The organism is Patescibacteria group bacterium (assembly GCA_041660565.1).
Taxonomy (GTDB): domain Bacteria; phylum Patescibacteriota; class UBA1384; order CAJBMM01; family CAJBMM01; genus JBAZWC01.
The window spans coordinates 408,750-423,086 of the sequence record JBAZWC010000001.1 but is presented as its reverse complement, the minus strand read 5'-3'; the positions used below and the strand labels follow the sequence as shown (position 1 = coordinate 423,086).

Genomic DNA, 14,337 nt, shown 5'->3' with positions numbered 1-14,337 from the left:
ATCTAAATGTCTAAAAATATAGTCATCACCGGAGCAACCGGAGTAGTTGGAAGTGTGCTTGTTGACGGATTAGCCAACTTTCACGACGTAACTCCGCTAACCCGTTTGCAGTGTGATATGACCAATTTAGAATTGCTGTCGCAGTGCGTGCCTAAGGACACTGACTGTCTGGTTCATTTGGCATGGAAAGACAGCGACATTTACAGCGAAGGCCAATTTGACCCGGATAACATTGTAATGGCGCTAAACGTGCTAGAGGTGGCGGTTCGATACAATATTAAACACGTTGTTTTAGCATCATCGGTTCACGTGCGCGAGTATCGTGGGCACGAAGGAGTTATTTCGGCGTCCGATCACACCATGCCAACCAGTTTATATGGTGCCACTAAAGTTTATCTTGAAGAACTGGGAAAATATTACGCTCGATATCACAATTTACAGGTGACGGCGGTGCGTTTAGGCGGAGTTAACAGAGATGATTCTCCGGTAGGCAAAGACGAACAAGACTATAATCGAATCTATTTATCGCATATCGATTTAATTACCGCTTTTAACGACATCGTCAACGAGCCAAATGTACCGGCATCGTTTTCGATGTTTTATTTGGTTTCAGAAGGTGATAGCACTATCCATCACCGCGATAAGTTTGAGATTAAAGATTAGATAAATATCACGAGCTGTCATCCCCGCCCCGCTGAGCGGGGCAAAGGAACGCTTAGCGTCCCGACATTCTATTCGGGGATCCAGAAAAGAATCTTAGTTTTAGGCTGCCCCGAAGCAAGTTCGGGATGGTTGGCACCAGATTCCCGCCGAAGTTTACCCCGAGCATTGCCTCGGGGCGGGAATGACAATTTAAATTGTCTCTGTTACAATAGTATTATGACAAAGAAACATCGATACGGGGCAAGTGTTGCGGTTGGCTTAATTAAAGGTACCTTGGTTGCTTTAATTATTTCATTTAATGCAATGCCGTTAACCGATATCAACTATACCGAACTAGCACCAATTACCACTTCTCACGCCGCCGGTCTGTCTTCTGAATTTGGAGTAAACGACGCGGTGTCGTCTCTTCAAGGTGATGCTGCCAAATCAACCGCAAACAGTAAAGTAACCGAAGCCGGTTTCGGCTGGATTCGCCACGAATACACCTATTCTGCCAATATGGATTTTACCCCTTACGACGCCGCTTATGCTAAATCGAGTGCGTCTGGTCTAAAAATCTTAGGGTTACTGACCTACCCGGGCGCCGGTACCTCACACGAAACGTGGACAGCTTACGTTAATTTGGTGGTTTCACATTTTGGCAGTGGTGTTGCGGCGTGGGAAATTATGAATGAAGCCGACAACTATCTTTCAGCTGCCGACTACACCACGTATTTAAATGAAGCTAATCCGATTATCAAAGGGATAAATCCATCGGCAAAGATTATTTGTTCAGGGTTAACCTCTCGTATTGAGGCTACAAATTTTTGGGATGGAATTAAAACTGCCGGAGGCTGGGCTGCGTTTGATGATATTGGTTTGCACGTTTATCACTCCGGCAATCCGGAAAAAGTGAACTTTGGCGGGGGTGATTTGGTGGGTGAACTAGACCGGGTGGTAGGAAACATTAACAAAAATGGTGGCGGTAAAGATATCTGGATCACTGAAATTGGCTACCAATCTTCTGCGGAAGGTACCAGTGGCCAAGCTAATTGGCTGGCCAGAACGTTGCTGATGGCAAAGAGCGTTTCTAAGGTAGAGAAGATGTTTATTTATCGTTTGTATGATGAGGGCGATAGCTACGGCTTGCTGACATCTGGTTTTTCTAACAAAGAATCGTTCGAAAAAGTCAAAGAAGTTATCTCTAATGTTTCGGGTTTGGGAACCGGAACTAAATTATCGCCTCAGTCAAAAACCACATTGGATAATTTTGACGCGGTGAGCTCGGCTTGGAAAACCGATGGCACCTCAAACGGTTCGACATCGCTATCGTCATCCGGTGGATACACGGGTAGTGGTATGAAGATATCATACAATTTTACCGCCGATTCTGCGTACGCAGTGGCGGAGCGAAATATGCCAATTGCTGGAACTCCAACAGCGCTGGCTGCTTGGTTTAACGGTGACGATACTAAAAACGTATGGAAATTTAGATTTAAAGATAAAGATGGTGAGACGTTTCAAACAGATTTGGGCAGTATTGCTTCGGGTTGGAGTTACAAGCAGTTTAGTATTGGTACCGACACGGCATGGGTTAGCTGGGGCGGGAATGGTAATATTGATTTTCCTATCTCGTTCAACTCATTTGTAATCGACCGTCAGGGTGGATCGGCCAGCGCCAATGGTACGGTGGATGAATTAATTGCAATTACCGGTAGCTCAGACCTGTACGCATATCAATATAGTTCGACCATTGCTTACTGGAAGGCATCGGGAAGCGATACCGCTACACTATGCGGCGCGTCCAGAACTTTTGGTGAGTCGCCAGCGTACGCTGCCGGGGTAAGTTGTACCGATACTCCCGCCGCGTCAACCAGCCAAGGGGCAAGCAGCACTTCTACATCTACATCTACTTCTACCTCAACCAAGAAAAAATCTACCGCAACCGCGGTGCCGAAAACGCCATTTGACCAAACAAAAACATACGTCAGGTTAGATGGAACGAACATTCCCGCCGATGGGACATCGGTTTATCGTATTGTGGTGGGCATAAAAGATGCCAGCGACAAGTTCTTAACCGATCGTACGCCGGCAATTTTGATGGGTGGTGGTCAGACTACGGTTGGCAAAACCGTGATGGTTGGTCCGGAGTGGTTTACCGAAATCTCATCAACAGAAGTGGGAGATCGCACCGCTACGGTTCAGGTGGATAGTAAAACTATCGCTACGCTTAAATTAACGTATATCGCCGTTGCTCCCACCGCTACTCCGACGCCAAAAATATCTCCACCGGTGCTAGAAACATCAACCGACGAACAGAAAAAGAATGATGATATGAAATTGGCGGTTGGAGCTGGGTCTGGCACAATTCTGCTGATTCTTGCCGGAGTATCAATTTGGCGCCGCCAAGCAATTAAACTGTTTATTACCGCCATATTACACAAGCATAATAGCTTGTAAATTGAGATTAGTATCCCGAGCTGTCATCCCGGGCTCGACCCGGGATCCAGACTATAAAAGATTTTTTATATAGATTCCGGATTAAATCCGGAATGACATTTTTAGAATTTGGTGCTTAGAATTTAGAATTTATTTGTTTTGTGCTATGCTTTAGGCACAAAACAAGGTTGCTATGGCCGATGTAGATGAGATTAAATCTAAGCTAGATATTGTCGAAATTATTGGCGAATATCTAACGCTTAAAAAAAGTGGTATAACCTACAAAGGTTTATGCCCGTTTCATAGTGAAAAAACACCGTCATTTTCGGTAAGCGCCGAGCGTCAATCTTGGCACTGTTTCGGTTGTAATGAGGGTGGAGATGTTATTTCGTTTGTACAAAAAATCGATGGATTATCGTTTGTAGAAGCTTTGTCTAAACTGGCGGCGCGTGTAGGCATCGAAATTTCACCGATGTCCGATAAAGAAAATCAAGAACGCTCTGAAAAAAGTAAGATATTGGAAGTGCTAATAGTTGCATCGAATTTTTATCATCAAATTTTATTAAAATCGCCCGTGGCTAATTTGGCGCGTCAGTATTTGGAAAAACGTGGCATATCAACAGAAATGATTGAAGCTTTTAAGATTGGCTATGCCCCGGACGGTTGGCATAATATTGAAGCAATGCTGACTAAAAAAGGGATTGATTTAGAGTGGGCGGTCAAATCCGGCTTGAGCGTCAAAAAAACCGGTTCAAACAACTTTTACGATCGCTTTCGTGGTCGCATTATGTTCCCGATAGACGATGCCAGTGGTCAAATAATTGGTTTTACCGGCCGTATTCTGCAGGATCAAAATGACGTGGCAAAGTACCTTAATACCTCGGAATCGCCGGCGTTTCGTAAAAGTGAAGCACTTTATGGGATCAGCTTGGCGCGTAAAACTATCCGATCCGAAGACAAAGTGATTGTAGTTGAAGGACAAATGGATGTAATTACCTCACACCAATTTGGGTTTGCTAACACCATCGCCACCTCTGGCACCGCTCTTACCCGCGATCATCTAAAATTACTGAAACGCTACACCAATCAAATTTACTTTGCTTTTGACGCAGATGCGGCGGGGCAAAAAACGTTGTATTCCGCGGCCATTATGGCGTGGGAGGTAGATTTGAATCCTTACGCCGTCACTATACCGTACGGTAAAGACCCGGATGAATGTATTCGTCATAATTTAGCAGACTGGAAGGGGGCGGTTGATGCGGCATTGCCCTGTTTTGATTTTTTCCTTAATCAAGCTTTTGGTGGCAACGCCAATTTAACCGGAGTAGGTAAAAAGGCGATTGTGGCCAAGTTGTCACCATTAATTGCGGCGGTGCAAAACGGGTTGGAGAAAGAAGAATATTTGCATCGATTAGCGGGAAAACTGGGAGTAAGTGAAGCGGTGTTATTAAATGATCAGCAAGCTTCTCGCCCTAACTCGGAAACTGCTATCAAGCCTCAAGCCGTTAAACCCGATGGGCAAGAAGAGCAGTTAATTGGTGTGATGTTGGCGTATTTTGATCTGTTAATTGTTTTGCCGGAGATAATTTTTGATAACAGTTCGCTGCAAAAAGTATTCGATGCCATTAGTAAAGCTAAAAAAAATAATCAAAAGGTAGATGACATATATAAGGAATTGCCGCCGGCATGGAAAAATCGCCTAAATCAGCTGATGATGGAACAGCTGCGTAGTCACGAACAAATGGATCAGCCATCAATTATCATTGAAATTTCAGATCGGTTGGCGCGGTTTGGTGATCGGGAACGCGAAGGCCGAATTCAACAAAATACACAGGCAATTGCCACAGCGCTCAAGAGTGGGGATAAAAAGAAAGCTCAGGCATTGCTAAAATCGATTGAAAATGATATTATAGTTAGTAATGAGAGGTAAGACGGATTTGATAATCGCGAGCATTCTGCGAGTGATTTCGATGCGAAGCATCTAATTTTAAAAAAGTTTCGAATTTTGAATTCGTAATTCGTCTTTAATGCAAATATGACAAAACGCGTAGTAAAATTAAAAACCGAAGAGCCGTTGGATTTTCAAGACCAGCTGGTTGCTCTAATTCGCAAAGGCCGAACTCATGGCTTTGTGACAACTCAAGAAATGTTACAAGCATTTCCGAACATTGAAGATGATATTCCGCAGCTAGACGCACTATTCGATTATTTTTATCGCCGTGGCATCGAAGTCAAAGACACCGCCGCCGGTGGAATTTTGGCGCGCTTGGTTTCTCCGGAACAAATCAAATCACTAGAAGAAGATGACGATTTTGATTCAATCGATCTGCGTGACATTTCCGATGATTCGGTGCGAATGTATTTACGTGAAATCGGACGCATCCCACTATTAACTCCAACCGAAGAAGTTCAGCTAGCCAAAGCAATGTCTAGAGGTGATGAGCTATCTAAAAAACGGTTATCCGAGGCCAACTTGCGTTTGGTGGTGGCAATCGCGAAAAAATACATTGGCCGTGGTTTGCAGCTACTCGATCTAATTCAAGAGGGCAACACCGGTTTAATGCGCGCGGTAGAGAAATTTGACTACAAAAAAGGTTACAAGTTTTCCACTTACGCTACTTGGTGGATTCGCCAAGCCATTACCCGTGCCATCGCCGACCAAGCTCGCACCATCCGTATCCCGGTGCATATGATTGAAACGATCAACAAATTAATTCGGGTACAGCGTCAGCTAGTGCAAGATTTAGGGCGCGAACCGTTGCCGGAAGAAATTGCAGCCGAAATGGGCCTAGAAGTAGATAAAGTTGAGCATATTTTAAAGATTAGCCAAGAAACGGTCTCGCTGGAATCGCCGGTTGGTGAAGAAGAAGACTCAAAGCTGGGCGATTTTTTGGAAGACAAAGAAAGCCTAAGCCCGGAAGAATCAGCCATCTACCAGCTATTGCGTGGGCATGTGGATGAATTTTTGGACACACTAGCTGCGCGCGAGCAAAAAATTCTACGAATGCGATTTGGGCTAAACGAAGATGGTAAAGCGCACACGCTGGAAGAAGTAGGGCAAGAGTTTGGGGTAACGCGTGAACGTATTCGCCAAATTGAAGCAAAATCACTACAAAAACTGAAGAAAAACGAACAATCCGATCGTCTTAAGGACTATTTGAGATAGTAACGAATTTGAAATTTACAATTTGAAATTTGAAATAAATTTCGAAATCACAATGATTAATCTAGCAACGTAGGGGCGGACCTATGTGTCCGCCCACCCTTGTCGTACAAAAAAATCACCGCCCGCTGCGGGGTTGCAGTAGGCGGTTTTGAGCTGATCAGGGCGTGTCGTCAGTCGTTAGGTACTGGTAGGACAGCGGGTCGCGGGAGTAGCCTACTACCATAACTGCTAACCCATGTTGTCCTGAATTGCAATCCGTGATGAACCTGAGCGCGATCTCATGAAGTAGCTGCTGGAGTCGATCCACGTCTGTTGCCGGGATCGGTCCTGCCGAGATGACATGGATCGTCATGACCGAAGGTGTCTGCTGTGGCTCATCGGAGCAGCGAAATGCCCTTGCTGCCCAACACTTGACTGGTCTGGGGTGAACGGCATGACCGATTGTCGTCTCCACTTCCAGCTCCAGTCGGCGGACGTATTCGCTATCAACGTCTGGAGCGATGTCTCCAATCCAGACATACAACATCCCTGTCTCACCTCCCTCAGTGAAGAATGTAGCGACTAGTCCAAATTATACTCTACAATTCTAAAATGTCAATCACTCGGCCATGTCATTCCGGACTTGATCCGGAATCTATGTGGAAAATATTTTCATAGTCTGGATTCCCGTCTTCACGGGAATGACAAAGAGACTATTGCGTCAAGGCAAATGTCGCTGTAATCTAAAGCTGATAACAAAGCTGAACCTTCACATAACATTGATAATATCTCGGTTCATTGGGAGAGACGTAATGAAGACAAAGCCATCATCAACCCGCATTTTCCTGGACCGGCTGGTTCAAGGTGGCGGGCCGGTTCTACTTCCGCGTCCGACGAAACGTATCGTGGCCGCGAGGGACGAGTTGGGTGCAAGGATTGACCGGCAGCTAGACTTGCTGGCCGAGGCTCGTCGGATGTCGTGGGAGGATGCTCGGTTTGACTCGTTGGACTAGTCGATCACCGAATGGGAGGTAATGCAGCAATGAGCGACCAAAAACTAGGGGTTTCGCTCTTTGTCATAACTGATGGAGCGGATAACGACGAGGCGATGAGCGAAATGAAGAAAGTCCCGGGGCTAGAGTTTGAGTTGGTTACCTGTCCGTCGACGATGGACGAACTGTTTGTCTGTCCATTCGTCAAGGACGAGGATGACCGAGGGTACTACGGACCGCGCAGCATCCGGGGCTTTGTCCGGAAACGTCTGGAGCGGGATGACATGAATCTCGAAAAGGAGGTAGTGGCATGACTGAGGAGCAAAAACGGTGGACTATTGGCGCCTACGGGACGGAGGCGGGTGGGAAGCTGATAGCCGATCTAGAGGCCGCAAATACCGATGAGGAGAGACGTCAGGCGATTGGTCGGGCAGAATCGGCGGACGTACGCATCATGAGGCTGAACCGCCCCCAGGACCGTGTTATGACCCCGTTTCCGGGGATCTACGGAACTAAGTGATGACGAACCATCGTCGTCATAACTAGACGCCTTGCGGCGAGACCGCCGGGCGTCTTTCTTTGTTGGAGGATGGTAGATAGAGAATGGGAAATGGAATCCATTGCGAGATCTCTAGATATCCTTAATAATCTTTTACATAGATTCCGGATACTCCTCACTGCCTTGCGGCTGGAGTCGTTAGTTCTTAGCAGAACAATCAAGCCCGGAATGACACCAAGAAAGCATGGGTTCTGGGTCATCCGCCAGCTGGCGGACCGGAATGACAGTCACTCACGGTTTTCTATTGACTTTGATATAAAAATATGATATAAAGTATTCACTAAGATCTTGAATAACCGAGAGAGGGGGATAACTAATGGCCGTACCACAGATTTGCGCACGGGTTGTGCGTAACTCCAGCCATCGTGGCGCCGGTTTGCCCGGTGAAGACCAGGTGCCTCAAGTAATCCAGAAACTTCTGGAGAGCTTTGCTGCAATTGTGGCACCGGTTTGCGCAGACCCGTTTGGTGATGCCGATCTGACGATCGACGCCAGTTTCTGCAGGAAGAAGCAGGGGTCTAGGGCAGATCGAGGAGTGAAGATTGTCGGTAAGGGGCTCGATAAGAACAAGCGGTTCAAGTTGATGTTCCAGCCTGGAGGCACAGACACGTGCATGCAGTGGTGGGTCGATTTCCCGGCCAGCTGCTGCGCATTGGACAAGAATCACATTGACCGCGTTCTGCTCATGGCGTGTGAGTGCGCCAACGAGATGTTTCTGGCCGAAGACCAGAAGCGCGCCAGTCACCACGAGGAGATGATCGTCGAAAGGCGTGAAGCTGTCAGGCAGCTACTTGCTGCCAAGGAGGATGAGGAAGTGAGGAGGAATGCTAAGGCGGAGTTCGACAGGGTGTGGTTCCACGGGCTGATCGACTCCACCGATGGCCACGTGGTTCGGATTCTGGGGTACATCTCGAGTATGTGCAGCAACGGGGCATTTCTTGCGACCCAGGCCTGCACAGAGGGGGTTCGGACTGAGTTCCAGTCCTTGTCGTATCTCGATGCCGAGACGGCGCTGTCGATGTTGGCGGATGCCAAGCTGCTTGAAGCCGTGGCTGAGGGGATGCCACCAGCGGTCATCGGCTACAAGCTGACCGATGAAGGGAAGGTGTTAGTCCCGCCACCGGCAGTTCCCGAGTTACCCGCATCGCCTACCCCGGCAAGGCCGAACAAGGGCATCGTCAGCAAGTACTTCGTCCAGGGCACCGACGAGTACGGCTGGATGCTGCTCGTTCTCGAAGAGATCGCGAAGAAGGCTACTCACGCGGACGGTACCCAAGCGGGCGACGCCGGGAAGGTTGTTTCCGGACAGCTTGGACTGTCGGATGGAGCTACCGGCAGTTTCCTTCGGGTTGCGATCCAGAACGGACTGCTGGAGAAGACCGAGGCGTTGTCCCACATTCGGTATCACTGCCGACTGTCGGAAAAGGCAAAGGCAGAGATTGCGGCGCTAACCACGAAGACCCAGCCCGACCTGCCGCCGCAGCCCGAACCGATGCCGGACACACCGGCACCGGTTGAGCCCGAACCGACCCCGGTTTCTGAGCCCGTGAATGTGCTGGCGCTGCTCGGGCAGCATCCGATCACCGCTGGCGAGGGGCTGTCGCGAATGCTGTGTACGCTCGGCTATGCCCGCGTCTATGGCGAGGCAGTTGCCGAGTATGCGCAGATTGAACAGGACAGGCTCGCGGGTGTTGACAAGGTGGCCCAGGCATCAAACGCCGGCGACTTGGAAGCACTTAAGTTGGCCACCACTGATCTGCTCAAGATCGCGTCGGAGACTCGAAAGGCTCCGAACGATCCCAAGATGGAGTTGCTCCTCGGGCGGCTGCTACAGGTGATCGCGTTGACCGAGGTGGAGCAGAAGTCCGCCAGCTAATCCAGCCCATACCCAGCCCAAAGGCCCCGGCGCGCAATGCGTCGGGGCCTATTCTTTTAATAATTAGTGGGGGATTTCGAGCCAGACTGCCGGTTCGTCTCCAACTGTCCAGCCATCATGGCCGGGAGGGATAATCCCAATTTCACCCGGGCCAAACTCTACCTCATCTCCATCGGACATTCTTGATGCAATTCTACCTGAAATAATATAGAGCAAATGATGTTTTTGGCAGCTTTTGCCGCCAACCACCGGTTTTGAATGTTTTGACCATTGCCAACCTGGTTCAGCGGTAACGCGTTGAAATTCGTGATCAATTAACGTTGCCGTTTCAACCCTGGTTTTTTCCGGTGTCACATTTTCGTTTGACTCTGTGAATGATTTATTGACGATATTCGCCATATTCCTCCTTTATTTTTGTGATAGTTTTATGACATAAGGTAGTTACTAAAAAAAGACCGTTGATGGTCTTATTTTTTTAATCAGATAAAAGTTAGGGCGCCTCCGCGATGTTCTGCGGAAACGCCCTGCGATGGAATGCTATGAGCCGCGCGGGATCGGATCTGGCTCAGGCTCGGGTGTTACCGCGAGCAAGTGAGTCAGGCCGTAATCTGCCGCGATCTTTTCCAGCGGCAACTTGGCCTTGGTGGCCCAGCGCCGCGCTGCGGTCAGCCGCTGTCCCAGCGAGTACGACCCGATCTGGACTCGTCCGTTCCGGGTCTCGACTGACTGGTAGGCCGGGTATTGTTCGCCCGGTGTGATGCGACGATACATCTTTGCCGGCAGCATCGACTTGAGCCAGTTCCGCGCCATCGCGTAGTACCCCACCTGCACCGCCTCCATCACTTCGGGAGGTACTTGGTGTCCGCGATACCAGCGGTCAACCACGTGGCTGATGTCCCCCCAAGTTGCCAACTGGCGCAACTCGTCGAGAGTTGGTCTGCGTGCCATGGTTTCCTCCTATTTACCATGTAGATAAACACAGCGATCTGCACACCCAAACGGATATACACAACGCTGTGCTTATAAATATGTTATTAAATTACAAAACAACAGTATTATATCATACTGTTGCGTAATAGTCAATAGTGAATTTCGTCAAATTCAAAATAAAAAGTTAGGGCGCCTCCGCGATGTTCTGCGGAAACGCCCTAGTTGGCATCACGTGCGAAAGCATGGTACGGGAAAGTGGGCGCAGGCGACGATGATGAGCCACAGAGCCCCAATCGCGATGTGCCCAGTGGCTATCGAAGCAACGCCTGCGACGAGAGCCACGATCAGGCCACCGACATATCGGCTTCTTGACGCCATCATCTCAGCCATTGTTCGCCGAACCGCCACGCCATTCACATTCTTGAGCTGCCCTTCCACCGCAACTGACATGATGAGCAGCGCTGCAATGGCAACCCACCAACTCCACGCCCACCCTATCAGCACATACGACCCAAGGACAAGAAGTGACCGGCTCCAATATTGGACCCGCTGCCTGTCCTCAGGCACCTGCTTCATGACCATCATGGAAAACTCCCGTGAAGAGCTGTGATAGATAATATTATAGCGTATTGTTCAAATATGTCAATAAAAACAAATTTTTTGTACGAATATACGTTTGATATTTTATCCGAGTTCGTTTTTGATAGTTTTCCGTGGCATTACAACCTGGTTAATTTTAAATTATAATAAAAACAAATGACAAAAATTCACCTCAAAAACAGTTGGATAATAAAAGCTCCCAGAGAATCTATTTATAAAATAGTGACTGATTTTGAAAATTTGCCAAAGAATTTTCCGCAGGTTGCACATTCGGTGAAAATTGTCAGCAAAGATGGCAACAACTTACTTATTCACGCAGAAGCAAAATCTTTTGGTACTCCTCCAATTTCGGTAACTATGAAAACAACACTTGTTCCGGGAAAAGGATATATCTCGGACAACATTAACCCTGTATTCAAAGCCACCGGGCACGAAGAGTTTTTAATGGAAGATGTCGAAAACGGCACCAGAATTAATTATTCTTATAATTATGATCTTTCAAAAGCCAATATCATTTTGCGTATTTTCGCAAAGCCATTATTTGGTTGGTTTTCTATGTGGTATTGGGAGCGAGTGTATATAAATAAAATCAAAATCATACTGGGCTGCAGCTGATTGATAGTCACGTCTGGCATGTTGCGAGATAGCGGCAAAAATGCTATTATGTGGATAGAAAATCATTTATTCCCCGGTAGCGCAGCGGTAGCGCAGCTCGCTGTTAACGAGTTGGTCGTCAGTTCGAATCTGACCCGGGGAGCCAATAATAAGTTTTGAGAAAAGCCACAATAGCTGGCTTTTTAATTTATGGGCAATCAAAGTGAATTTTGCTAAAGTGGTAATATAGGGGGAAACGGGATCATGTACAATGTGAGGTATTTGGCCCAATGTGAAGAATCTCGCAGACACCTGCTTGGTGTTGGAGGGGCGTCGTCTTCAGCTGACTCCGCGGGGCGTTTGCCGGTGCCGCCTGTTGTGATTCTTCCGTGCCGTATCGATACCAACGGCGAGTGGATTCCTGCCAAAGGTACTGAAACTAACGAGGGTTAGTGAACACAGCGGTACAGCCTAAGGCGTTTCGCAATTCACCGCGAAGCGCCTAAACTTTTTCAAAAATAACTTATTATTTTATTTTTCTAAAAAATCAGCCTGTTGCAGCTGATTTTTTAGTTGACTCGCCCGGGACTTATTTAATCAGTCCGGCCAAGTGCAGAAAGTACAGGAACAATCCTAACGGGATAATAAACAGCGCCCAGCTTAGGCCTAAACCAACCGGTGAGCCCCATTCATCCCAGTGCGATCTGCGCCACAACGGAAATTTATCTTCCTGAACGCTTTTCAGCACATTTTCTTCGACGTCTCGCGCAAATTTTTGCGATTCTGTTTTGTCCATTTTATTCTCCAAAACATTGATTTTTGACGACTATCAATTCGACCGATCCGTCCGCCATCCGCCAGCTGGCGGAGTTGGAGCGAATAAGAGATAGCTTAGGGCTCTTGATTTTTGTAATCGGACTCCTTTTAATGTACCCCAAGAGCAGGACAGGAGTATATTCCGAATTGGTTAAATTATATGTGGTTTTCCCGTGTAGTGCAAATGGTCTTGTTATATTTGTAACTAATTACGTCTCCATCTAACTGGAGAGAAAATGACACCAAAAGAACAAATTGATAATCTGATATCAGAAACCGACGGGTGGCGCGGGGAAACTCTTGCAAATATTCGTAGAATTATATTAGGAGCGGATCCCGAAATAATTGAAGAATGGAAGTGGATGGGCACGCCGGTTTGGTCTAAACGTGGCATAGTCTGCATTGCCAACGCGTTCAAGGATAAAGTTAAAATGACATTTCACCAAGGCGCCCATCTTCCTGACCCACACCATCTTTTTAACAACGGTCTTGATGGAAATAAGTGGCGCACGATTGACTATTTTGAAGGTGATAAAATCAAAGAATCCGAGCTAAAAGAGCTAGTCCGAGCTGCTGTGGACTACAACTTGGTCAAATAATAAGAGAAGATAATTACCGCTATTTCACAAAAGCTTGGCGGAGGATGGTTTTGAGCTTGTCCGGCGCGGCACTTTCATTAAACCGAGTAGCACTCAATTATCACCGATGTGAAAGTAAATAAAGTGGTAGCAGAAGGAATATTAAATCGAAGATAAGAGGGAGAGCTACAGTGACCCCCTTTTCATTTATTGTGGTTGGGATTTGCTTTATTAAAGAATTAGCTTGCATCGCAATTTTGATATAAACAATCATTGTATATACAAAGATAATGGGGATTGCGATGAGAAATAATAATAATATTGCATCAATTGCGTATTTTAATATCGGCGGACTTGTTGGTATGTTCTGATAAATATTTTGTGCGCGATCATCCATAATGACCGACAACAAAACCCAATAGACTGACAATATCAGCGACGACCAAGTAAATTTTGACGCAAATTTGCTTAACATAATCGTATTATACCAGTATTTGCATTGGATCCCGAATGGCTAAAATCAGGATCTGTCCCCTAAACTATTTCACAAAAGCTTGGCGGAGGATGGTTTTGAGCTTGTCTGGTGCGGTTTTACGCATATCCGACAGGTAGATTTCATGATGTTTCTGCTTCATGCCATCAAACTTTCCACCTGCTTCTTTTATATAGTCGTGGATTTTTTGGATATTTGGCCCTTCGGCGGCAAACGGGCCAATGTGCATCAGCTGTGCCGATTTGCCCTCTTCAAACGATTCAAAGCGCACTTTATCAATGAATGCTGGGTGCTTTTTGGCTTTTACGCTCTCTAGCGCTTTTTCAAACAGGTCTTTGGTTACAAATTCGGGTTGCATTATCATTAACGTCCAGAACCAGTTATCTTTTTTACCGGTGGCAAAATCACTCAGATCACTTGACCACCACAGCCCTTCAAGTGGCATTACCCCATAATCTTTGCCTAGATTTTTTTTGATATCAAATTTTATCGTATATGCCACCGGGTACAACGCTTCTATGGCATTTACAAATTCCTTTGATGTATTTGGATCACCCTTACCATCTACCATTAAAAAGTTCATTTTTGGCACCAAAACTTCGGCAATTACGTTGGTTTTAGGATTGTATAAATCCTTCAAATTCTTTTTTAGATCAATTTTGTTCATTTCTCT

12 protein-coding genes and 1 tRNA gene are annotated in these 14,337 nt (G+C 46.8%); 9 read left to right on the top strand and 4 right to left on the bottom strand.

Going from position 1 to position 14,337, the window contains the following annotated elements; all coding sequences use genetic code 11:
* Window positions 1-6 precede the first annotated feature (6 nt).
* From WC773_02065 to WC773_02040, 6 genes are all read left to right on the top strand, one after another.
* Complete coding sequence (locus tag WC773_02065; GenBank protein ID MFA6082183.1) at window positions 7-663, top strand: NAD(P)-dependent oxidoreductase; 657 nt, start codon at window positions 7-9, stop codon at window positions 661-663.
* A 216-nt stretch (window positions 664-879) separates the two neighbouring features.
* Window positions 880-3,102, top strand: coding sequence for a hypothetical protein (locus WC773_02060; GenBank protein MFA6082182.1), 2,223 nt, complete (start codon window positions 880-882; stop codon window positions 3,100-3,102).
* 172 nt (window positions 3,103-3,274) lie between these two features.
* Window positions 3,275-5,011 carry a DNA primase gene (gene dnaG, locus WC773_02055; GenBank protein MFA6082181.1) on the top strand — a complete coding sequence of 579 codons (1,737 nt, stop codon included), beginning with the start codon at window positions 3,275-3,277 and terminating at the stop codon, window positions 5,009-5,011.
* A 105-nt stretch (window positions 5,012-5,116) separates the two neighbouring features.
* On the top strand, window positions 5,117-6,247 hold the full coding sequence (gene rpoD, locus WC773_02050) for an RNA polymerase sigma factor RpoD (GenBank protein ID MFA6082180.1): 1,131 nt from the start codon (window positions 5,117-5,119) through the stop codon (window positions 6,245-6,247).
* Window positions 6,248-7,268: 1,021 nt separating this feature from the next.
* The gene (locus WC773_02045) at window positions 7,269-7,532 is read left to right on the top strand and encodes a hypothetical protein (GenBank protein MFA6082179.1); all 264 of its coding nucleotides are present in this window, start codon (window positions 7,269-7,271) and stop codon (window positions 7,530-7,532) included.
* Window positions 7,533-8,093: 561 nt separating this feature from the next.
* The gene (locus tag WC773_02040; GenBank protein MFA6082178.1) at window positions 8,094-9,653 is read left to right on the top strand and encodes a hypothetical protein; all 1,560 of its coding nucleotides are present in this window, start codon (window positions 8,094-8,096) and stop codon (window positions 9,651-9,653) included.
* Window positions 9,654-9,716: 63 nt separating this feature from the next.
* Here the strand turns inward: WC773_02040 and WC773_02035 are convergent, their stop codons facing one another.
* Window positions 9,717-10,052 (bottom strand): cupin domain-containing protein, encoded by a 336-nt coding sequence (locus tag WC773_02035; GenBank protein ID MFA6082177.1) that lies wholly within the window; start codon window positions 10,050-10,052, stop codon window positions 9,717-9,719.
* Between the two features lie 138 nt (window positions 10,053-10,190).
* Window positions 10,191-10,601 (bottom strand): hypothetical protein, encoded by a 411-nt coding sequence (locus WC773_02030; GenBank protein ID MFA6082176.1) that lies wholly within the window; start codon window positions 10,599-10,601, stop codon window positions 10,191-10,193.
* A gap of 738 nt (window positions 10,602-11,339) precedes the next feature.
* On the opposite strand from WC773_02030, the gene WC773_02025 reads away from it, so the two are divergent.
* Together WC773_02025 and WC773_02020 are read left to right on the top strand one after the other, a co-directional pair.
* Window positions 11,340-11,798: an SRPBCC family protein gene (locus WC773_02025; protein MFA6082175.1), complete on the top strand. Its 459-nt coding sequence runs from the start codon at window positions 11,340-11,342 to the stop codon at window positions 11,796-11,798.
* Window positions 11,799-11,868: 70 nt separating this feature from the next.
* A tRNA-Asn gene (locus tag WC773_02020) sits at window positions 11,869-11,943 on the top strand.
* Window positions 11,944-12,366: 423 nt separating this feature from the next.
* Here the strand turns inward: WC773_02020 and WC773_02015 are convergent.
* Window positions 12,367-12,573, bottom strand: coding sequence for a hypothetical protein (locus WC773_02015; GenBank protein ID MFA6082174.1), 207 nt, complete (start codon window positions 12,571-12,573; stop codon window positions 12,367-12,369).
* A gap of 256 nt (window positions 12,574-12,829) precedes the next feature.
* Between WC773_02015 and WC773_02010 the strand changes: the two genes are divergently transcribed.
* Window positions 12,830-13,192: a DUF1801 domain-containing protein gene (locus WC773_02010; protein MFA6082173.1), complete on the top strand. Its 363-nt coding sequence runs from the start codon at window positions 12,830-12,832 to the stop codon at window positions 13,190-13,192.
* A gap of 518 nt (window positions 13,193-13,710) precedes the next feature.
* Here WC773_02010 and WC773_02005 read toward each other — a convergent pair.
* The gene (locus WC773_02005; protein ID MFA6082172.1) at window positions 13,711-14,331 is read right to left on the bottom strand and encodes a GyrI-like domain-containing protein; all 621 of its coding nucleotides are present in this window, start codon (window positions 14,329-14,331) and stop codon (window positions 13,711-13,713) included.
* Window positions 14,332-14,337 lie beyond the last annotated feature (6 nt).